This is a genomic window from Fusibacter paucivorans (assembly GCF_018390735.1).
GTDB classification, from domain to species: Bacteria; Bacillota; Clostridia; order Peptostreptococcales; family Acidaminobacteraceae; genus Fusibacter; species Fusibacter paucivorans.
Map to the genome: position 1 here is coordinate 1 of NZ_JAHBCL010000018.1, position 19,745 is coordinate 19,745.

Below are 19,745 nucleotides of genomic sequence, written 5' to 3' on the forward strand. Positions count from 1 at the left end.
CGTACCGGGCATTGGTGCCGATACGCCTTCTTCGCCTGCTGACGGCGCTGCTGCTGGTGCCGCTTTTGGTGCTGGCGCTGCTTTTGCTGCCGGTGCCGCTTTTGGCGCTGGTGCTGCTTTTGCTGCCGGCGCCGCCGCTCTTGGCGCGCTTTGTACTGATCCCATTTCCTCTACTTCTACTTCATAGCTTACGCCATTGACCGTTATATTATACTTTTTCATGTGATTCTTTCCTCCATTATTCCCTTATAAACGTGAATTCATAATGTCACTGCGTCCCTTTTGTCCCCAAACCGGTGTACCGTCACCCGTTCTGCGAATACTCGTTACCACAATGTTGTGCATTGACGTCTGCATGCTCGCCGCAATCGCCGCACTGATGACGGCGATGAGTTCACCCGGATCTTCTTCGGCTGTTTCAACAACTGCCGGCGCAGGAGTTGAAGCGGCTGCTTTTGGTGCAGGCATGACGGCTGGCTGTGACTTTTTCTCAATGCTTTGAACAACCTTTGAGAGTAGGGCTGTCATCGCCCAGATGAGCACAAGGGCTGTAAAGGTTATACCCATCCCAAGGAGAATGACGTACATGGTCGCAGCTAGGCGCTCGCCGAGTGTCATCTGAACAAAGGTGTCCGCATGCTTAAAGTTTTCCAGTAATTGCATTTCTTCACCTCAATTTCTTTTACAGCGGTATGTTGCCGTGTTTCTTCGCTGGTCTCGCTTCCCTTTTCGATGCTAACATGTCAAAGGCGTCCGCCAGTCTCGGTCTCGTTGCCGCAGGTTCGATGACATCGTCTACGAAGCCGCGTTCTGCCGCTTTGTATGGTGTTGCAAATTCATCTGTGTATGCTTTAATGACGCGCTCACGCGTCGCTTTTGGATCATCGGATTCTTTGATTTCATTTCTAAAGATAATATTTGCTGCGCCCTGCGGTCCCATAACGGCGATTTCTGCCGTCGGCCACGCGAGAACGAGATCTGCACCAAGGTCTTTTGAACACATCGCAAGGTATGATCCACCATAAGCCTTACGAACGATCAATGACACTTTAGGAACAGTCGCCTCAGAATATGCATAGAGCATTTTCGCACCATGACGAATAATCCCGCCGTACTCTTGCTGGGTACCAGGTAGGAAGCCAGGGACGTCGATAATATTTAATAATGGAATATTGAAAGCATCACAAGTTCTGATAAAACGTGCTGACTTATCGGATGCGTTAACATCTAAACAGCCTGCCAATACTTTTGGCTGATTGGCGATAATACCAACTGTTTGACCATCAATACGCGCAAATGCCGTGATAATATTCTTTGCAAAATACGGCTGATATTCCATATAATCGCCATTGTCTACAATGGTTTTGATAATGTCAAACATATCATATGGTTTGTTTGCATTGTCTGGCATAATGTCATTCAATGCTTCTGCCAGTTCATTAACATCATGATCACAGTCATAAACCGGTGCTGTTTCCATGTTGTTTGACGGCAGGAAACTCAAAAGTCTTCTGATTTCAGCAATACATGCCTCATCATTGTTCCCAATAAACTGTGCTACGCCGCTTACCGTATTGTGGGTCATAGCGCCACCAAGTGCTTCTGCCGATACTTCTTCGCCGGTTACGGTTTTAATGACTTGTGGACCTGTAATAAACATTTGTGATGTTTGATCCACCATGAAGATAAAATCTGTCAGTGCTGGTGAATACACCGCACCACCGGCACATGGTCCCATAATTGCAGTAATTTGAGGGATTACACCCGATGCTAATGTATTTTTATAAAATATCTTTCCATAGCCTGAAAGTGCATCCACGGCTTCTTGAATTCTAGCACCGCCTGAATCGTTTAATCCAACGACAGGTGCGCCAACCTTGAGGGCATTATCCAGTACCTTGCATATTTTCGCTGCATGCATTTCGCCAAGCGATCCACCGACGACTGTAAAGTCCTGCGAGTAGGCATAGACGATACGACCGTCCACTTTACCATAACCTGTTACAACACCCTCTGCCGGCGCATCAACTTTTTCCATGCCGAAATTTGTACATCTGTGCTTTACATAGGCATCCAGTTCGACAAAGGTTCCCTCATCAAACAATAAATCCAATCTCTCGCGCGCTGTGAGTTTCCCGTTTGCGTGTTGTTTTGCAATTCGTTTTTCTCCGCCGCCTGAGATGATGGTAGCTCTGCGTTCTTTTAAGTCTTCCAACTTATTAACAGCCATTCTCAAACCTCCAAAATCTACCAGTTATTTTCTTTCACTTAATTCGACCAAAACTCTGTGGGAGCTCTTAGGATGTACAAATGCAATTGATGCACCGCCCGCACCATATCTTGGCTTTTCATCAATCATCGCCATGCCTTTTGATTTCATGTAGGCAATTGCTTCTTCAATATTCTCTACTCTAAATGCGATGTGTTGGACGCCTTCACCATTTTTTTCGATGAATTTTGCGATTGGTCCATCTTCAGCCGTTGACTCAAGCAGTTCAACTTCTGTGTCGCCTACAGGCAAAAAAGCTACTTTTACTTTTTGCTCTTCAACGACTTCAGAGCCTTGACATTCAAGGCCCAGTACATCCTGATAAAATTTGATGGTCTCATCAAGGTTTTTCACAGCGATCCCAATATGATCTACTTTTAATGCTTTCATGTTTGCCTCCACATTACAATAATTTTAACAATTGAAATCCGTATCGTAAACACAAGAAACCAATTGTTTTTGTGGGTTTGCTTATTATAATAAGGAGAATTTGTGGGGTAGTTAAATTATTTAAGCAATTTAACTTTTTCGGATTATAATATGTCATCTGCCGCAGTCACATGCATACCGTTCTCCACTATTATCATAAACAAAAATCCCATTGATTAAAATACTTACCTTTTGTATACTGAGTTACTTTGTATTCATACGCAACTTCTGTACATTTTTACAAGTTCATTTTTCCGACTACATCGTCGACAACTGAGAATGGGTCAATCTCTCTCTTTGCAATACGCTCAGCAGCATGTTCGAGCCGTTCCTCACGCTTTGACTGATCGAGTATTGTCCGTTCAATCCTCTCTTTGATTAATTCGACAACTTCATTTTTAGCATTTTGTGCTCTTCGCTTAATAAAGTTATCACTCGACTTCATAAAATCACGGTGTTCATGCAACGCCTTAATCAGCTCATCTACACCTTGATTTTCAGATGCAACAACCATTTTAACCGGTGGTCGCCATAAGGCATCTTTATTATAATCAAGCATCATATCGATTTCTCTCGCTGTCCGTTTGGCACCATCGCGATCTGATTTATTGACGGCAAAAACATCGCCGATTTCCATGACGCCAGCCTTAATCGCCTGAATATCATCGCCAAGCCCTGGCACCATAACCATTAATGTCGTATCACAGTTCTTAACGATATCAACTTCTGATTGACCAACACCAACAGTCTCAACAAAGATGTAATCGAGGCCATAGATATCGAGTACCTTGATTGCTGATGCAGTTGCTTCCGAAATACCGCCAAGATGTCCCCTAGCACCCATACTTCGTATAAAAACACCGGGATCCGTACTGAGTTCGTTCATTCTTACGCGGTCACCTAAGATTGCCCCTCCAGTAAAAGGAGATGTCGGGTCAACGGCAATAATGCCTACCGTCTTGCCCTCTTTTCTAAGTGCTTTCGTCAGCTTATCCGTCAAAGTACTTTTCCCCGCGCCCGGAGGGCCGGTAATACCTATGACATAGGCATTACCACTTTTGGGGTACAGTCTTTTGAGAATAGCCAAAGCTTCCTGATCTTTATTTTCAAGTAGGCTGATAAGTCTAGCCGCAGCGCGTTTATCGCCAGCCAACAGCCTTTTTTCGATATCCATAGCTTCTCCTATTTTTAACGCGTTGTATGTTCAACATCTATTTCTATCTGTTAACAAGTTATTGTGCCACATTCGCCTTGATAAAATCAATTGTCGTTTGCGTTGGCGTTCCCGGTGTAAAGATTTCTTTAACACCTTTTTCTTTTAAGAACGGAATATCATCTGTCGGAATAACACCGCCGCCAATCACGAGAATATCACTTGCGTTTTCTGCTTCAAGCAGTTCAACAACTTTAGGAAGCAGTGTATTATGTGCACCTGATAAAATACTGAGCGCAACACAGTCAACGTCTTCTTGAATTGCCGCGCTGACAATTTGTTCAGGTGTTTGTCTTAAACCAGTATAAATAACTTCCATGCCTGCATCTCTAAGTGCTCTTGCGATTACTTTCGCACCTCTATCATGGCCATCCAAGCCAGGTTTTGCTACCAATACTCTAATGAGCTTATCCATTGTCATCCTCCTAAAACACGTTTATCTTATAAATTTACTGATTGTTGGTATTCACCAAATACTTCTCTCATCACACCACAAATTTCGCCTAATGTCGCATAGGTTCTAACGGCTTCCAAAATAAGCGGCATAACATTTTCAGTGCCTTCACATGCTGCTTTGAGTTTTGTAAGTGCCGCATCAACCGCAACATTGTCACGCTCTGCACGCAATTTTGCCAGTTTGGCTTTTTGCATTTCACCGACTGAAGGGTCAACTCTTAATAAGCCTTTTGGCGCTTCTTCTTCGATTTGGTATTTGTTCATACCGACGACAATGATTTCACTGCTTTCAACTTTCTTTTGATAGTTGTAAGAAGCATCCATTATTTCTTGTTGGATATAGCCCATATCAATGGCTTTAGGTGCGCCGCCGATTTCATCAATTTTCTTGATGTATGCCATTGCTTCTGCTTCAATTTCAGATGTCTTCGCCTCAATATAGAAAGATCCCGCCAGTGGATCAACCACTTCTGTGACACCACTTTCATTTGCGACGATTTGTTGCGTTCTCAACGCTATTCTAACAGAGTCTTCTGTTGGCAACGCCAATGCTTCATCTTTTGAATTTGTATGCAAGCTTTGTGTTCCGCCAAGAACTGCTGCTAACGTTTGAATAGCAACTCTGACGATATTGTTGTCCGGTTGCTGAGCCGTCAGCGTTGAACCGCCTGTTTGCGTATGGAACTTAAGTGCCATTGATTTAGGGTTTTTCGCGCCGAAACGCTCTTTCATGATTTTAGCCCATAATCTTCTGGCAGCTCTATATTTTGCAACTTCTTCAAGCAAATCATTATGCGCATTGAAGAAGAAGGAAAGTCTCGGTGCAAAAGTATCAACGTCGAGGCCTGCTTTAATGGCAGCTTCAACATAAGCAATACCGTCTGCAATGGTAAACCCAACTTCTTGTGCCGCTGTTGAACCAGCTTCACGAATATGATAACCGGAGATCGAAATAGTATTCCAAAGCGGTACATCTTTTGAACAGTATTCAAAAATATCTGTAATCAGTCTCATGGAAGGTTCCGTTGGGAATATATAAGTACCACGAGCAATGTACTCTTTCAAAATATCATTTTGAATGGTTCCGCGTAATTTTTCTGATGAAACGCCTTGTTTTTCTGCGACGGCAATATACATTGCCAATAAGACAGACGCTGGCGCATTAATGGTCATTGACGTGCTGACTTTATCCAGTGGAATACCGTCAAAGAGTAATTCCATATCAGCCAATGAGTCAATCGCAACACCAACTTTACCGACTTCACCTTCTGAAAGCGAGTGGTCAGAGTCATAACCGATTTGCGTCGGTAAGTCAAATGCAACTGATAAACCGCTTGATCCCTGTTCTACAAGATATTTGTAGCGTTTATTCGATTCTTCCGCAGTTGCAAATCCTGCATACATTCTCATCGTCCAGAACTTGCCTCTGTACATGGTGTTTTGAACACCTCTGGTGTACGGATATTGACCAGGCAAACCTAAATCTTCCATGTAATCCATGTCTTCAATGTCGACAGGCGTATAGTAACGTTTTACAGGTGCCCCTGAACCTGTTGTGAATTCTGCCTTTCTCTCAGGTCTTTTTTGCAACATTTCTTGCGTTTTAGCATTTTCTTTATCTACTGCTTCTTTTAAAATCGAAATTTGCTCTTTGCTAAACATCTTTTAAAATCCTCCTTTTTCATGACCGTATATGGATTCGACCAATCTTAGAATACCATAAATCATGTCAAATGCCATAGTTTATACTAAAGTATAATTGTATACTTTTGTAACGTTATGCTTGTTTTTCTACCTTCGGCTTCATCGTTCCCGTTGCAAGAAATCTTGCATGCCATGATAATGCTTCGTCGAGCAAATGAGGTTCATGCTTGAACGGTGTTTGCTCTGCACGCTCTAAATAATCTAAGAGCATCGGTCGATAATCAGGATGTGCACAGTTTTCGATAATCGCTCTAGCACGTTCCCTCGGCGACAGCCCTCTCAAATCTGCCAGTCCGATTTCAGAAACGACTACTTGAACGTCGTGTTCCGTGTGATCACAGTGTGAAACCTTTGGTACAATCGAAGAAATATCACCATTTTTTGCCGTTGAAACTGTTGTAAATATTGAAATATAGGCATTTCTAGTAAAATCCCCAGATCCGCCAAGGCCGTTCATCATCCTTGAACCCATGATGTTGGTTGAATTAACATGACCGTAGATATCAATTTCAATGGCTGTATTAAGCGCCAACACGCCGAGCCTTCTCGCCACTTCAGGATGATTGCTGATTTCCATCGGCCTCAAGACACAGTGCTTAACATACTTTTCCATATTTTCGTTAAGGCGAACCAAGCCCTCTTCCGAAGGTGTAAACGATGTCCCAGAGGCAACGGTTACTTTTCCGGCATCAATTAAATCAAACATAGAATCTTGAATAACTTCAGTATAGCATGTCAGATCCTCAAATTTTGAATCGACAAGGCCTGCGAGTACGGCATTGGCAACAGAGCCAACGCCGGATTGCAGCGGCAGCAGATTTTCTGGCAGCCTTCCCGCTTCAACTTCAGCCTCGAAAAACTTTATAATGTGCTCTGATATTTTTTTTGAATCTTCATCGACAGCACCTAACGGCCTTACTTTATCGGTAATATCCGTTTCGACAATCGCAACAATTTTGTCTGAACCGCACACGATATATGGCGTTCCAATGCGATCACCTGAATGCACAATTGGGATAGGCTCCCTAAACGGCGGTTTCTTTGTCATATAAATGTCGTGAACGCCTTCGAGGGCAAGAGACTGTGAAGTATTGATTTCAACGATCACTTTCTCGGCATTTGCAACGGCCTGAGGCGATACGCCCACAGAAGTTGATGGAATAATATGCCCCTCTTCTGTGATGGCAATCGCTTCAATAATTGCAACGTCTATTTTGCCAAAAAAACCATAATCAATAAACTGTGGTACATGGCTTAAATGCATGTCGGCATATTGTATGTCACCTTTATTAATCGCCTTGCGCATACTGTTGTTTGTTTGGTACGGAAATCTTCTTTTGACGATCCCGGTTTCGGCTAATATGCCGTCGAGTTCAGACCCAACAGAAGCACCTGTAATCAGTGTGATTTCAATCTTTTCACCATTTTTTACGCGCTCCGCTAAAGCTAACGGCACCGCTTTTGGATAGCCAGATGGTGTAAAGCCACTCGTTGCTACCGTATCACCATCTTTGATAAATAGTGCCGCCTCTTCAGCTGTTGCAATTTTCGCCTCAAGCGCCGGACAGCGCAAGCGTTCTTTTTCCATGTTTATTGCCTCCTATTTATATCAGTAAACAAAAAAAGCCAAATAACAATCTTTTAATTAAAAGATTGGCTATTTGGCTGTGCGTTTTATCATGGAATGGCACAGAGGACTTCTGTACCGTTAATAAAACAAAGTTAAATACCCTCTAACTTTTTGATTAGGTTGTTAATGCATTTATAAAATGCAATCATTCTTCAGTGTACTCGTCACCATTTTCGCAGATCTGTTTATACTTTTCGGCACACGTTTTTACGGCAGAAATAATTGCCTTTCTCGCACTCCCAAAGTAATACTTTCTAAATTTCTTTTCGATATAGTCGATATCACCCAATGAGCAGCCGATAAGAATAGATCTCACAAAATCCTTAGCAATTTGGGTCGCTAATGAGCAATCGGAATCGATAATAACGCCGGAATTCTTTTCGACAATTACCCCAACGGCAATAACTGAGTATAATTCTTTCGCAGTGATACCTTGTGGTAATTTCGCATAGCCGGTGATGAGTATTTCATTTGATTCCATTGTAACCCTCCTGTAATTCGTACCTTCTGTCATATTATACCACAGTGGACACTAATTACATAGGGAGTGAGTGCAGGATAATCGTAAATATTACCATGCCTAATAGTGCAAACGGATAAGTTGCACCATAGCCCGCCGCCGGATCGTCTGAACCGACCGCTTCAACGGCTGCACCTAGTCCAGGTGTCGAAGTCATGCCGCCACAAATCGCGCCTGAAAGCATAATCCAATTGATCTTGAAAACATACCTGCCAATCATATAACCAACCATCATCGCCACAACGCCGACAACCAACGCAACAAGTCCTAAGAATGCCCCTGGACCCGCCAACGCATCAACTACGGCAAAGCCATAACGAAGACCGACAATGGCAAGGAAAAACGCAAGCGAGACTTCGCGAATAACACCTAATATCTTGCTGTTCATTCTAAAGCTGATAAAGCCAATTTTGCCAATATAGCCCATAACGAGCGATCCAATGAGCGCACCACCTGTTGCACCCAAACTGAAGTTGCCAAGGCCAATAAAACTTAAGTCAATGGTTATGAGACCAATTGTATAACCGAAGAAGCATGCAAAGACAAATCCGATCATATCAAAACTGACTTCAGGAATTTCCTTCGCTGTTTTACCTGCTTTGGCATCAGCCATTTCTCGTTTGAAGTCTGCTTTTTCTTTTTCGATATCAATTCTGAATATTTTAGGAAAGAAATTCATGGCGATAATGACGATGAGAACGCCGAAAGGATAGCCAATTGCGTGACCAACCCCTATACCAGCTTCTGCATTTTTTATAAACTGTGCTTTTTGATCATCTGTCAGCGAAGTTGTCGCAGCAGGATCTAAATCTTCTCCAAGAATGGCAAAAAACTTTGTCTTTTCTTCTACTGTCATTGTGTCAAACTTGGAAATTTCATTGGTTGCATGTTTACGAGCCGTTTCAATTGCCGCCGCTAGCCCTGGCGAACTTGTAAGCGCTCCCGTATAAACACCTGAAATTTCATAAGGATTTGAATCTTTCGAGAAAAAAGTCATACCATAGGTTGCAGAAGCACCCATCAATGTTACGACAAATCCCATAATAATGAACTTAGCACCATATTTTTTTAATACGACATCAATATCTTTTGCTGCGAGCAACCCTACTGCAACGACAAACAGTACCAAGAACAGTGTAAAAAAGCCTTTGTCTACAACGCCCGCTTTTACGAGACTCGAAGCATACTTATACGCTTTGTCGTCTTCTCCGATTCCCTTGGCGAGATTCATCATGAACCAACCAATTGGCAAACCTGTAAAAAGAGCGCCCGAAGTTCCAAAATTAAATTTACCAAATTTAATTTTTCCAAACATTAGACCCGATGCAACTGTGATGAACATTAGAATAAACGGATCCATCAACCACTTCATGTAGTCAAAACTCATAATTTTACCCCTCTCAACTTCTGATTTTTAAGCTAACTTCATCCTTTTCCCTACACAAAAAAACAAGGGGTATGCAGAGGGCAGACAAAATAACATTTAGACAATAAAAAAAGGCATAGCGAATAATGGCTATGCCGTCCTTTCAATACGTGTCGATGATGGAAGTCACCGAATATTGTCATGGCTAGTTTGTTAACTTAATAACATTATATCACGATGCCAATAATTTTAAAGTCATTTTTTATTTTTTTAGGATGATATTAATCCATTTTTTTCCTTGGTGATCTTTACGTGCATCTTCCGTCAGCCACATTTTTTCGAGTTTTAATGCAGTCTGGCTATTCGCTTGCTCATTGAGCAGAGAAAGTATTTTAGCCTCAGTAAAGTCATTAAAGAAACGCCCTTTGCGCATAACACCAGTTTCACCATATTTAAACGATAGATACACATAGCCTTCACTCTTAAGTGCACGATGGCAGATCGCCAATGCTTTTAGAATATCATCATCTGTAAAATGCAAAAATACGGCACTCGCCCAGATTGCGTCAAATTCGTCTTTGTACTGAACTTCCTGAAAATCAACCAGCAAAACTTCATTGTTTAAAAAACTTTCACCGCGCGCTACAATTTCCTCTGCATAGTCAATGGATACGACTTCATAGCCCCTTTTATAAAAATGTAGGCTATCTCTGCCGGAACCAAATCCAACATCGAGGAGTTTAATCCCCGGTTTAAGGTATGATTCAAACACCTCGTAAATGGGTTTGAGGTCTACCTGCAGCGTCTTTTCAATAAATTCATGCGCGTGCTCGTTGTAATATTGTTTGTTCAACATTATAAGCACCTCCATTTATTTAGTCGCGTACTGCTCTCTTTCTGTTTCATATAGGTTTTTGCCTTCGCTGTCAATGACAACGATAACGGGAAAATCAATTACTTCAAGTTTTCGAACCGCTTCCGGTCCGAGTTCTTCATAGGCGACGATTTCACTCGATTTTACTGAATTTGCAATCAATGCACCTGCACCGCCTATGGCCGCAAAGTAAATGGCGCCAAATTTTTTCATGCCGTCAATAACCGTCTGATTTCGCTCACCTTTGCCAATCATTCCCCTTAGCCCTTTTTTGAGGAGCGGTACTGTTAAATCATCCATGCGATAACTCGTTGTCGGTCCACAGGAGCCAATGACTTCACCCGGCTTTGCCGGTGTTGGCCCCACATAATAAATCACCTGGCCTTCAACGTCAAATGGCAGCGCTTCATCATTTTCGAGTGCTTTGATCATCCGCAAATGCGCAGCATCTCTTCCAGTGTAAACCGTTCCCGAAATCAGCACCTGATCACCGGCTTTCAATGCTTTAACCGTTTCCTGTGTCATTGGCGTATTAATCCTTTTTTTCTGCATGCGCCTACCTCCTAAAGAATGACTTCCATGTGCCTTGACGCATGACAGTTGATGTTAACCGCTACTGGCAGTCCAGCAATATGCGTCGGAAATACTTCAACATTTACGCCTAACGCCGTGGTTTTGCCACCTAATCCTTGAGGACCAATACCAAGCTGATTGATTTGTTCTAGAAGTGTTTTTTCCAATGCTTTTATATGCGGCAGCGTGCTCTCGTCGTCAACTGATCTCAGCAGCGCCTGTTTTGCAAGCAATGCTGCTTTTTCAATTGTACCGCCGACACCAACTCCTACAACGATAGGTGGACACGGATTCGGGCCTGCCAGTGATACGGTTTCAAGGACAAACGCTTCAACCCCTTTGATTCCATCAGAAGGCTTCAGCATTTTAGTCTTTGACATATTCTCACTGCCAAATCCTTTTAGAGCGACTTTCAGTTTCACTTGATCGCCGGGAACGATATCAAAATAGACAATCCCAGGTGTGTTGTCTTTTGTGTTCACACGGTTAAGCGGATCTGCGACAACCGATTTTCTTAAATAACCTTCCTCGTAACCTTCGCGTATCCCTTGGTCAATTGCCATTTTAACATCTCCACCGACGAGGTGGACATCTTGTCCAACTTCGGCGAAGACGACAACCATACCGGTATCTTGGCAAATCGGCACTTGCTTTTCACCTGCTATGCGAGCATTTTCAAGTAAATCGACTAAGATCGATTTACCAATTGGAGACGTTTCTGTTTCAAGGCTCTTATGAAAAGCCGCTTGAATATCTGCACCAATATTGTAATTTGCATCTATACACATGTGTTTGATGCTTTCTTTTATCACCGACACGTCTATGGTTCGCATGTTGCCTCCTAAGCCTTTTGTTTTTGATTCACTTTTTCCAAGAATTTTTGAGACTCAATAATATACCGACCATGCGTACCCTCGCCGATAACACCTGTTTCATCATATGCCGATACGTTGAATAGCAGTTTTTTGCCATCTATTTCAATGAGTTCAGCTTTTGCCGTAACTTTCATGCCAATTGGCGTCGCTGCCATATGTTTTACATTGACAAAAGTACCCACGGTTCCAAATGCTTCTTCCAGCCCATTCTGTGCACAATTTAACGCTGCATTTTCCATGAGTCCTATCATCATTGGCGTTGAAAAAACCTCAATGGCACCACTGCCGAATGCCGCTGCCGAATGCTCATAGGCAACAATTAGTTCAGATTCATAAATGTCTCCGACTTTCAGTGTCATTATCATACCTATCACCTCCTTATTATTACCATGATACCATTAGAAACACATAAAGTGAATGTAAAACATTGATTTCAAAATCAGAAAGAGCTGATCCATAAACGACAGCGTCCCTGCCGTTGGTGCACACTTATTTCAGCCCTTATCTTCATACCCTCTGAAAAAGTAGTGAAAGCTGTAATTTCTTCCCTTTTTAAAAATTTGTAAAAAAATAGCAGGCTTCTGCCTGCTATTTGATTGCGCCCATTTTATATTACGTTATTTTTTCAAATCTTCAGAATCAGATGTGCTTTTAGCTTCTGTTTCGTTTTGGTCTTCTGTTTTTGTTGCAGCTTCGGCCGAACGCTGAGCATTCATCGTTTCCTCTTCAGCAGGAATAGTTGCATCGAAACGATTTTCTTTTTCCGCTGGCGCTGTACCGTCTTCATGTTTTTCGTTATACTTTTCAAACGCCGCACGTTCAATTTCTTCAAGCTCTTTTGCACGTTTGCGCTCTTCTTCAATCTTTTGATTTTCAGAAGAAATTTTTGTTTCAAGTGCTTCCAAGCCATCACTAAACGCCAGTTTGAACTCTTCACCGCTAATGGTTTCATATTTGAGCAACGCCTGTGCAATGACATGAAGTTTTTCAACATTTTCTTCCAGCAACGAGTAGGCATTGTCGTATGCTTTATCAACAATGTTTCTAACTTCTCTGTCGATTTCAGCCGCAACGTGCTCTGAGTAGTTTTTCATGGATGTAAAGTCACGACCCAAGAAAACTTCATCTTCTGTATCATAACTCATGGATCCTAAGTTTTCACTCATAGCATATTTGGTCACCATGGCACGCGCAACTTTTGTAACCCTGCTGAGGTCATTTTGAGCACCTGTACTAATATCACCCAAAATGAGGCTTTCAGCCACACGGCCACCGAGCAGAATAATGAGTTCTCGCTCCATGCCCTTTTTCGTTGCATAGCTTCTGTCTTCCTCGGGCAGCTGCATCGTGAAACCGCCTGTGCGCCCTCTTGGAATAATGGTCACTTGATGCACGGGATCGGCTTCCGGTAAAACCTGTGCCAAAATCGCATGACCGGCTTCATGATAAGCTGTAAGCTTGCGTTCTTTTTCACTAACCATTCGGCTTTTCTTTTCGACACCGGCAATAACTTTCGTAATCGCTTCTTTAATCGTGTTCATTCGAATAATCTTATCGCTAATTCTAGCGGATAGCAGTGCCGCTTCATTCATCACATTTTCAAGATCCGCCGGTGTGAAACCAGGCGTGCTTTGCGCCAGAACCGGAAAATTAACGTCCTCGGCAAGCGGCTTGTTGCGCGCATGCACTTTTAGTATTTCTTCACGTTCGCGAACATCCGGTACCCCAACCATTACCTGCCTGTCAAAACGGCCAGGTCTCAATAATGCAGGGTCTAATATGTCCGGTCGATTGGTTGCAGCAATAATGATAATCCCTTGATTATCGCCAAAACCATCCATTTCCACGAGCAATTGGTTCAGCGTTTGTTCACGTTCATCATGACCACCGCCTAATCCGGCTCCACGCTTACGACCAACTGCATCAATTTCGTCTATAAAGACGATACATGGCGAATTTTTCTTTGCTTCTTCAAACAAATCCCTGACACGAGATGCACCAACACCGACGAACATTTCAACGAAGTCAGAACCTGAAATCGTGTAGAACGGTACACCCGCTTCTCCGGCACACGCTCTCGAAAGATAGGTTTTACCAGTCCCTGGAGGGCCCACCATCAAGATTCCTTTAGGAATACGCGCACCCAGCGACAAATATTTTCTTGGGTGCTTTAGGAAATCAACGATTTCCTGCATTTCTTCCTTTTCCTCTTTTAAGCCTGCGACGTCAGCAAACGTAATTTTCTTTCCACTGTCTTTGACCATTTTCGCACGGCTCTTCCCAAAGGACATAACCCTTGAACCGCCGCCCTGCGAATTTTGCATAAAGACAAACCAAAAGACGACAATGAGCAATACCATAATAATGGTCGGTAAGATTTCGATCAGGAACGGCGTATTAGCAGGTGCAATCCCTACGACGCTGAGTTCCGGATGTGCTTCTTTATAATCGATCAGCATCTCACCGGTTTTGGATGCCAACATGCTCGGAATATAGGTTTCAAAGACGGAACTGTCCGCCAGCGTCCCCGATATCTTATTGCCGTCTATACGAATTTGTTGAATTTCTTCATTATCGAGCTTAAGCGTGAATTCGTCATAAGAGAGTTCAACAACTTTTTGCGTATTAATCCCCGACATCATTACAATGATCAATATTCCAACGAAAATTGCAATATATACCGAGGCGCCTTTTAACCCTTTCTTCATAGCATCCTCCTTATACATCATATTATTTTAGCATAATTAAGGGTATCTAACAATATATTCAAATTCTAATAATCATGAGTTTCTCGGTGTTTTTCGTCACTTTAACACGATCACTCATTCGATATTCCGGAATCCAAATAATCTTTTCCGCGTCACAGACGAGCCACAATTTATCTCGCCTGTATTGTGGGACTTTAAGATCAATCAGAAAATCCTTTAATTTTTTCGTTCCGCTCATGCCTAGCGGTGAAAAACGATCGCCGGGTTTTCGATGTCTTACTTCTAAGTTACCCACAATGCAGTCTGCATCAACGATAATTTCGCAATCTTTTCGATTATACTGCGCATCGGCAGTCATCGTTAAAAGCTCCGTTTCAATGCACGGCACGATTTCATCTTTGTTGGCATCAAACATTGAACGCATTAAAATCTCAATAGTTTCAGCATTTCGAATCATCAGCCACTGATCGTCGATATCAATGCGTTTGCCTGCTTCTTTTAATTCAATCATTGCATCAATGCGCATTGCCGGCAAATTTCTGACATCCCCTCTGACATCTGCAATCATCTGTCTGAGCAAATGTCGCTTTTCAGCTGTTTCAAGCGCTTCAAAATGTGTGAGCGCAATCCCAATGCCACCATTGAATTTTTTGACATATCGCTCACTCAATTGCCGTGTGTGATTTTGCCAAAATCTTTTTTCTTCTTTAAATAACTGCGTTGTTCGATAGATCTTTTGCTCGATGTTCGGATCAAATGTCGTTTTGATATAGGGAATCAACTTTTGCCGAACACCGTTGCGATAATAAATATCCTGCTGATTGGTTTCGTCATATCGAGGATCTATACCATTGGCGGCACAATACGCCTCAATATTTTGTCTGGAAACATCAAGGAGCGGCCTGATAATATACGGCTCACGCCGATAAGCAATCGCTGCAAGTCCATCAATACCTGCCCCTCTGAACAAATTAATAAAAAAAGTTTCAACAACGTCATTCATATGATGTGCCACGGCAATGCTATCAGCGCCGACCGCCGACCGCACGGCTTCAAGATGATGATAACGCACATTGCGTCCCGCCTCTTCAATGGATGTACCGCTCTGCTCAGCAATGCGCCTGATATCTTCTTTGAAAAAATGGCAAGGCACATCATACGCTTCACAAAAACGCTTTACATAGGCCAAATCACCATCGGCGGCATCTCCTCTTAGACCATGGTGGACATGAAGCGCTTCAATTGACAAATGCCATGTCGATCGCAGCCGAAGTAGGAGATGTAGGAGCGCCATTGAATCCGGCCCGCCGGATACGCCAATGACAATGTGATCGCCCGGCTTAATGAGCTGATGTTTTTCAATCGTGGTTTTTACCTGCTCAATCAAACATATGCTCCAATCTATATCCCTGAAATAGTGAGGCCGCTAATTCGAACTGATGGCGAACCCGTGTAACCGCTTCCAAGAATGGTGAATGCCAAGTCATCACCAACAGCATCCATGCCGTTAAGCAATTCAAAAAAATTGCCTGAGACCGTAATTTGGCTCGTTGGCTTGCCAATGCGTCCTGTTTCAATTACATAGCCGTAACATTGAAGTGAAAAATCACCCGAAATCGTGTTAATCCCAGCATGAAGCCCCTGAAGACTCACGATATAAATGCCCTTCTCAATAGGCTGCAAAAGCTCATTAAAAGATTGGCTGCCAGGTTCGATATAAACGTTAAATGGTGCAATTCCAATGGTTCCCTTGTATGATCCCTTGGCTGCATTCCCCGTTGTCACAACATCATCCTTATTGGCACTCTTTAAATTATGCAAAAATGTCCTCAAGGTTCCCTGCTCAATTAATGCCTTTTTATACGTCGCAACGCCTTCTGCATCAAATGCGGTTGACCCAAGTCCCTTTGGCAAATGCGGGTCATCATATACCGTTACCGTTTCTGATGCAATCTTTGTTTCAAGTTTACCTTTGAGTTTTGAGAGGTTCTTTTGTACGCGATCTGCGCTGAACAAATCCGTAAATGCACTGAAAAACTGTGCAAAGACATCATTTTTAACAACCACGGGACACTGCATCGATTTAATCGGTTTTGCGCCAAGCATGGTTAGCGCTTCTTCTACTGCCATTTTGATAATTTTTTCTGCCGACAGCTTTTCAAAGTCGTCTGCAATGTCGTATCCCATGCCGGTTCGCGTATCGCCATCTGCTTCAACGACAACCATGGCATAGGCTAGACAATAATTAGATTTTTCATTTATATCTAATCCCTTTGAGTTAACAATGGCACGCGAAGCAATCACATCACTCAAATTATTGCTCGAGAGCCGTTTAACCCTTGGATCATAAGCAAGTATTGCTTTTTCAAGATCCAGCATAAACTGAATTTTATCTCTTACATCACGCTTTTCAGCTTCCGGATTATACGTATCAATCGTTTCATAGTGTTCGCTTCCCTTGAAAATAAAAACCTCATCATCAGCTTCAATAATCTCAGCATTGCCAATGGCTTCTAAAACCATTGCATCGGCTTCGATATCACTTGCGTTTTCTGTATACGTATAGCCCATTTTACCGTCGATAATCGCTCTGTAGGAGAGTCCGCCTTCTTCTGAAAGACTATATTTTTCAATCTCACCGTTAAAAACCGAAATACTGACGTTTCTTGCGGTTTGGTAGTAAACTTCCTGGTCGGTAACACCATGCCGCTCACCGGCATTAAATATGTCGGTTATCTTTTCATGATTGAACATCATGCATCCTCCCTTCCACCGATGGTGATATCCGCAACTTTAATGGCTGGCTGACCGAGGCCGGCGGGGATTGATCCACTGACAGAACCGCACATGCCTTCACTGGCACCGAAATTCGTTCCAACTTGTTCGATCTTTTGTAGAATTTCAAGCCCAGTGCCAATAAGCGTCGCGCCTTTTACAGGTTTCGTAATGCGACCATCTTCTATGAGATAGCCTTCTTGTACTGAAAAATTGAATTCTCCGGTTGCGGGATTAACAGAACCGCCACCTAAATTTTTCGCATATAAACCGTAAGGCACTGAAGCAATCATATCTTCAAACCGATCAGTTCCGTTTAAAATATACGTGTTGGTCATCCTAGAGGTTGGGGCATATTGGTAAGATTGTCGCCTGGAAGAACCCGTTATCGGCATGTTCATTCGACGTGCATTCAGTTTATCAATCATATAACCTTTAAGCACACCATTTTCGATCAAGAGATTGCGTTTTGTCGGTGTGCCTTCATCGTCAAAGCTCGCCGAACCCCATTCACCTATAATGGTGCCGTCATCCACTGCACTCACACATGATGAAGCGATCGTTTCACCCAACTTGCCGGCAAAGACACTATTTCCCTTTGCAACCGCAGTCGCTTCAAGGCCGTGTCCGCAAGCTTCATGAAAAATAACACCGCCAAACCGATTGTCAATAACGACGGGAAAGCGCCCGCTTGGTGCACCAGATGCATCCAGCATGACGAGTGCCATTCTAGAAGCTTCTTTCCCAAGACCTTCCACGTCCACTTCGTCATAAAGTTCAAACCCTTTGCCGGCGCCTTTGCCTGCCCTGCCTGATTCGAGCTTGTTCTCCGTTTCGGCAACCGCACTGACAACGTAACGCGTCTTTGTACGGTCGTCTTCCGCCCAAACACCTTCTGTATTGGCAATCAAAACGCGTTGACGATAATCCATATAGTTGACAACCACCTGTTTAATCAACTCACTCTGACGCTGAGCTGCTAAAGAACCTCTACGCATAAGTGCTACTTTGTCACTTTTTGAAACATTCTCAGGTCTGATCAGAACAGGGTGTACCACTTCCGGCTTTCGCATAACGAGGTCAAAGCGCATGCCGGTCGGCACCTCATTGAGCGCAGCCGCTGCATCTCTTGCCGCTTTAACAAGCACATCTCGTGATGCATTATTCGTATAAGTGTAAACACTGTTTAAACCTTTAAAAATTCGAATACCAATGCCGAAATCTCTGCCCGAAAGCGCCTTTTCAACTTTGTTTTGTATCATTTCAATGGATGTATTCATGCGATCTTCAACAAATAATTCCGCAAAGTCGCCGCCAGTTGACAGCGCAGCATAAAGTACATCACTTACAATTCTTTTATCTATCATTGCTACCTCCTGTGGGTAGTAACCCCAAGTCGAGTTTAACGAAAATATGTCGCTTAATTAAGACGATTATGTGAACATTTCATTAACGTCGCATTACTTCTATTCTAACGAATCTACACCAAATGCTCAAGCATTCAAAAATAAAAATACATGGAATCGGGCGATTGTTAATCCCGCCAAATAATAAAGAGCACAGTCCCTACCAATACTGTACTCTTTTCATTGCTAATTTCTGCATTTGCAGAAGCATTCTTCCCAGCTTTTCGGTTAGCTTTGGGATTATCTTCAATAGCGTTTACTGTGGCGTCTCGGATGAGCACTGCTGAAAACTGACAAATTTATCCGCCAGATTAGCGATTTCATCCTTCGACAAGCCTAAATTTTGCTGGTAATTCATGCGATAGAGACTGTTGATCCCATTGGAAATACCATGACCCATCACTTTTAAATCTGATGCTGCCATCTGCGTAATACGCATGAGTTCCGGCATAAAGGCGTCGAACACCCGCGCCTGTGCTTCTTCAATCAAATGTCGATGTTTAGCGGAGCCGAGCACCTTCATTTGAAGTTCATAGTTAACACCCAGCGCTTCATTCATCACTTTGCAAATCTCCCCAACTTCAAAAGATGTAATTTTTTCAGGTGCCTCGCGGAGTGCTGTTAAAATATTTTCTGCTATTTCATACTCCAATTCTGTGATCATATCATCCAAAGTATGATAGTGAAGGTAAAATGTTTTGCGATTGATTTTTGCCAGTTCACATAATGCTTTAACCGTAATTTTATCATAATCTTTTTTCGCCATTAACGTTCGAAATGCCGCTCGTATGGCACTATGTGTTTTTTGAAATCTCAAATCATTTTTCATGTCAACCTCAGTGACGTCCTCTCATTCATGATACAATTCTTATCGGCATCACGCCTTAGAGACACCACAGATTTGCAATTGTGTCCCGTTATGCCTCACTAAAGACCATCTGGTAATT

The 19,745-nt window shown here is 42.8% G+C and carries 18 protein-coding genes and 1 pseudogene; all 19 read right to left on the bottom strand.

The window, feature by feature from the left end:
* Positions 1-222 (bottom strand): annotated as a pseudogene (locus tag KHM83_RS11100) (acetyl-CoA carboxylase biotin carboxyl carrier protein subunit); the annotation flags it as partial.
* A 24-nt stretch (positions 223-246) separates the two neighbouring features.
* On the bottom strand, positions 247-663 hold the full coding sequence (locus KHM83_RS11105; protein WP_213237091.1) for an OadG family protein: 417 nt from the start codon (positions 661-663) through the stop codon (positions 247-249).
* Positions 664-682: 19 nt separating this feature from the next.
* Positions 683-2,230, bottom strand: coding sequence for a methylmalonyl-CoA decarboxylase subunit alpha (gene mmdA / locus KHM83_RS11110; RefSeq protein ID WP_213237092.1), 1,548 nt, complete (start codon positions 2,228-2,230; stop codon positions 683-685).
* A 24-nt stretch (positions 2,231-2,254) separates the two neighbouring features.
* Positions 2,255-2,659, bottom strand: coding sequence for a methylmalonyl-CoA epimerase (mce, locus tag KHM83_RS11115; RefSeq protein WP_213237093.1), 405 nt, complete (start codon positions 2,657-2,659; stop codon positions 2,255-2,257).
* A 277-nt stretch (positions 2,660-2,936) separates the two neighbouring features.
* Entirely contained in the window at positions 2,937-3,872 is a 936-nt protein-coding gene (meaB, locus tag KHM83_RS11120) for a methylmalonyl Co-A mutase-associated GTPase MeaB (protein WP_213237094.1), read from the bottom strand.
* Between the two features lie 58 nt (positions 3,873-3,930).
* The gene (locus KHM83_RS11125; RefSeq protein ID WP_213237095.1) at positions 3,931-4,326 is read right to left on the bottom strand and encodes a cobalamin B12-binding domain-containing protein; all 396 of its coding nucleotides are present in this window, start codon (positions 4,324-4,326) and stop codon (positions 3,931-3,933) included.
* Positions 4,327-4,352: 26 nt separating this feature from the next.
* Complete coding sequence (locus tag KHM83_RS11130) at positions 4,353-6,029, bottom strand: acyl-CoA mutase large subunit family protein (protein WP_213237096.1); 1,677 nt, start codon at positions 6,027-6,029, stop codon at positions 4,353-4,355.
* Between the two features lie 115 nt (positions 6,030-6,144).
* Positions 6,145-7,659, bottom strand: a complete 1,515-nt coding sequence (locus KHM83_RS11135) for an acetyl-CoA hydrolase/transferase family protein (RefSeq protein ID WP_213237097.1) — start codon at positions 7,657-7,659, stop codon at positions 6,145-6,147.
* 187 nt (positions 7,660-7,846) lie between these two features.
* Positions 7,847-8,182 (bottom strand): DUF3870 domain-containing protein, encoded by a 336-nt coding sequence (locus KHM83_RS11140; protein WP_213237098.1) that lies wholly within the window; start codon positions 8,180-8,182, stop codon positions 7,847-7,849.
* A gap of 55 nt (positions 8,183-8,237) precedes the next feature.
* Positions 8,238-9,608: an aspartate-alanine antiporter-like transporter gene (locus tag KHM83_RS11145; RefSeq protein ID WP_213237099.1), complete on the bottom strand. Its 1,371-nt coding sequence runs from the start codon at positions 9,606-9,608 to the stop codon at positions 8,238-8,240.
* A gap of 241 nt (positions 9,609-9,849) precedes the next feature.
* Entirely contained in the window at positions 9,850-10,443 is a 594-nt protein-coding gene (locus KHM83_RS11150; RefSeq protein ID WP_213237100.1) for a class I SAM-dependent methyltransferase, read from the bottom strand.
* Between the two features lie 15 nt (positions 10,444-10,458).
* A complete protein-coding gene (locus KHM83_RS11155; protein ID WP_213237101.1) occupies positions 10,459-11,013 on the bottom strand; it encodes a Fe-S-containing hydro-lyase in 555 nt (184 codons plus the stop codon).
* 11 nt (positions 11,014-11,024) lie between these two features.
* Positions 11,025-11,867 (bottom strand): fumarate hydratase, encoded by an 843-nt coding sequence (locus KHM83_RS11160; RefSeq protein WP_213237102.1) that lies wholly within the window; start codon positions 11,865-11,867, stop codon positions 11,025-11,027.
* Positions 11,868-11,875: 8 nt separating this feature from the next.
* Positions 11,876-12,274 (bottom strand): thioesterase family protein, encoded by a 399-nt coding sequence (locus tag KHM83_RS11165; RefSeq protein WP_343213146.1) that lies wholly within the window; start codon positions 12,272-12,274, stop codon positions 11,876-11,878.
* A 252-nt stretch (positions 12,275-12,526) separates the two neighbouring features.
* On the bottom strand, positions 12,527-14,617 hold the full coding sequence (gene ftsH, locus KHM83_RS11170) for an ATP-dependent zinc metalloprotease FtsH (RefSeq protein WP_213237103.1): 2,091 nt from the start codon (positions 14,615-14,617) through the stop codon (positions 12,527-12,529).
* A gap of 58 nt (positions 14,618-14,675) precedes the next feature.
* Positions 14,676-16,004 carry a tRNA lysidine(34) synthetase TilS gene (tilS, locus tag KHM83_RS11175; RefSeq protein ID WP_213237104.1) on the bottom strand — a complete coding sequence of 443 codons (1,329 nt, stop codon included), beginning with the start codon at positions 16,002-16,004 and terminating at the stop codon, positions 14,676-14,678.
* Positions 16,005-16,018: 14 nt separating this feature from the next.
* Positions 16,019-17,374, bottom strand: a complete 1,356-nt coding sequence (locus KHM83_RS11180; protein ID WP_213237105.1) for a TldD/PmbA family protein — start codon at positions 17,372-17,374, stop codon at positions 16,019-16,021.
* Positions 17,371-18,759 carry a TldD/PmbA family protein gene (locus KHM83_RS11185; protein ID WP_213237106.1) on the bottom strand — a complete coding sequence of 463 codons (1,389 nt, stop codon included), beginning with the start codon at positions 18,757-18,759 and terminating at the stop codon, positions 17,371-17,373. Before KHM83_RS11185 ends, KHM83_RS11180 begins: the two co-directional genes overlap by 4 nt.
* 295 nt (positions 18,760-19,054) lie before the next feature.
* Positions 19,055-19,627 (bottom strand): TetR family transcriptional regulator, encoded by a 573-nt coding sequence (locus KHM83_RS11190; RefSeq protein ID WP_213237107.1) that lies wholly within the window; start codon positions 19,625-19,627, stop codon positions 19,055-19,057.
* Positions 19,628-19,745 lie beyond the last annotated feature (118 nt).

Coding starts and splice junctions, on each gene's coding strand:
- KHM83_RS11130 (WP_213237096.1), bottom strand. CDS start 6,029: ATGTTTAGCAAAGAGCAAATTTCGATTTTAAAAGAAGCAGTAGATAAA.
- KHM83_RS11165 (WP_343213146.1), bottom strand. CDS start 12,274: ATGATAATGACACTGAAAGTCGGAGACATTTATGAATCTGAACTAATT.
- mmdA (WP_213237092.1), bottom strand. CDS start 2,230: ATGGCTGTTAATAAGTTGGAAGACTTAAAAGAACGCAGAGCTACCATC.
- KHM83_RS11185 (WP_213237106.1), bottom strand. CDS start 18,759: ATGATAGATAAAAGAATTGTAAGTGATGTACTTTATGCTGCGCTGTCA.
- KHM83_RS11105 (WP_213237091.1), bottom strand. CDS start 663: ATGCAATTACTGGAAAACTTTAAGCATGCGGACACCTTTGTTCAGATG.
- KHM83_RS11190 (WP_213237107.1), bottom strand. CDS start 19,627: ATGAAAAATGATTTGAGATTTCAAAAAACACATAGTGCCATACGAGCG.
- meaB (WP_213237094.1), bottom strand. CDS start 3,872: ATGGATATCGAAAAAAGGCTGTTGGCTGGCGATAAACGCGCTGCGGCT.
- KHM83_RS11180 (WP_213237105.1), bottom strand. CDS start 17,374: ATGATGTTCAATCATGAAAAGATAACCGACATATTTAATGCCGGTGAG.
- KHM83_RS11160 (WP_213237102.1), bottom strand. CDS start 11,867: ATGCGAACCATAGACGTGTCGGTGATAAAAGAAAGCATCAAACACATG.
- KHM83_RS11145 (WP_213237099.1), bottom strand. CDS start 9,608: ATGAGTTTTGACTACATGAAGTGGTTGATGGATCCGTTTATTCTAATG.
- mce (WP_213237093.1), bottom strand. CDS start 2,659: ATGAAAGCATTAAAAGTAGATCATATTGGGATCGCTGTGAAAAACCTT.
- ftsH (WP_213237103.1), bottom strand. CDS start 14,617: ATGAAGAAAGGGTTAAAAGGCGCCTCGGTATATATTGCAATTTTCGTT.
- KHM83_RS11140 (WP_213237098.1), bottom strand. CDS start 8,182: ATGGAATCAAATGAAATACTCATCACCGGCTATGCGAAATTACCACAA.
- KHM83_RS11135 (WP_213237097.1), bottom strand. CDS start 7,659: ATGGAAAAAGAACGCTTGCGCTGTCCGGCGCTTGAGGCGAAAATTGCA.
- KHM83_RS11125 (WP_213237095.1), bottom strand. CDS start 4,326: ATGGATAAGCTCATTAGAGTATTGGTAGCAAAACCTGGCTTGGATGGC.
- KHM83_RS11150 (WP_213237100.1), bottom strand. CDS start 10,443: ATGTTGAACAAACAATATTACAACGAGCACGCGCATGAATTTATTGAA.
- KHM83_RS11155 (WP_213237101.1), bottom strand. CDS start 11,013: ATGCAGAAAAAAAGGATTAATACGCCAATGACACAGGAAACGGTTAAA.